The organism is Enterovibrio gelatinilyticus, from assembly GCF_028683095.1.
Lineage (GTDB): Bacteria > Pseudomonadota > Gammaproteobacteria > Enterobacterales > Vibrionaceae > Enterovibrio > Enterovibrio gelatinilyticus.
Genome location: NZ_JAJUBC010000086.1, coordinates 1 through 1,104, shown reverse-complemented (window position 1 = coordinate 1,104; position 1,104 = coordinate 1). Strand labels below are relative to the sequence as shown.

Sequence of the window (1,104 nt, the reverse complement as noted above, 5' to 3'; positions counted from 1 at the left end):
GTATCGCGAGAGCTTTCAAAGAGTTCCTTTTACCTAGTACTGGAATTCTTTATGAGATAAGCAGCAATGATAACAATGATTTCGCTAGTACTTATAAAGAAAAGGAGTGCAATATCAATGATAACCTCCGCAAAACTTGGAGCAATTGTCCTGACTACCAAAAAGCAGTGAACGATGGCCTAATTGATGAAGATGCTCACAAAGCTTTTATGAACGGAGAACACCAAGTTATAACTGACATTGACATATCCGAAGTTGCAAAGTTCATGTCCAAGGCGAACTCAAAGACAAAGAAAGGAGAGGTCTTTTCTATACATCCCAAAAACAGCTCTGCTGAAAATAGAGACAAAAGTGTCGATCTCAATGTGAAAGTAAAGAAAAGCACATATGCTATATTCAATGGCATCATTCATGTACATGATAATAAGAAGGAGTTGGTAAAAGTTATAAAACCAGTTCAAGAAGGTAACGAGAAATGGAAACTAAAAACTTCTACTGGTCATTGCTACGAAGCAATTATATTACATCAAGACTTTGTGGATCAGTTTCAATGTGACTTTAAAAGGCTAGAATCTATGGAGGTTATTAGCTACTGGGAGCTTTGGCAGCATAAATCAGAAAAAAAGATTAAAAATGCCGAGGTTCTAAAGGTAGTAAAACCATACTGGTCAGAGAATCCCTCACAGGGAGAACTTAGTATAAAATGAAGGCCGAATCCAAGCATAAATTAAAGGATGAGTCCGTTTATGCAAGGGCTGCACTTCTAATCATCCTACTGCCTCTATCACTGATGGTAGCAACAAAATTGTTTGTCATTTTTAGCGATCAAGACAACATTCAAAAAGGCACTTTAAAAATAATCGGAGAGCTGTTCAGATCCAGCGACTGGTCATTAGCAAGCGGTATGATTTATGTCTCGATTATTATTGGGATTTATGAGTCTTCTCAAGGAAAGAAAAGTGATGGATTAAGACTTCTATATCGAGGAGCGAAACTCGCCTGTCTTATGCTCTTCAACTTCTTAGTTTATTTTTGCGCTACTGCATTTCCAAGCCATATATTCATTCCTACAGTTCAGACTTTTCTATTTCTTCAAGCTGTTTG

The 1,104-nt window shown here is 37.1% G+C and carries 2 protein-coding genes; both read left to right on the top strand.

Annotation, left to right across the window (positions count from 1 at the left end):
- The coding region (locus LRP50_RS25300) for a hypothetical protein (protein WP_274167160.1) at nt 1-707 on the top strand (707 nt) is incomplete at its 5' end.
- Nucleotides 704-1,104, top strand: a 401-nt coding sequence (locus LRP50_RS25295; protein ID WP_274167159.1) for a hypothetical protein, incomplete at its 3' end; no start/stop codon positions are given. The genes LRP50_RS25300 and LRP50_RS25295, both read left to right, overlap by 4 nt.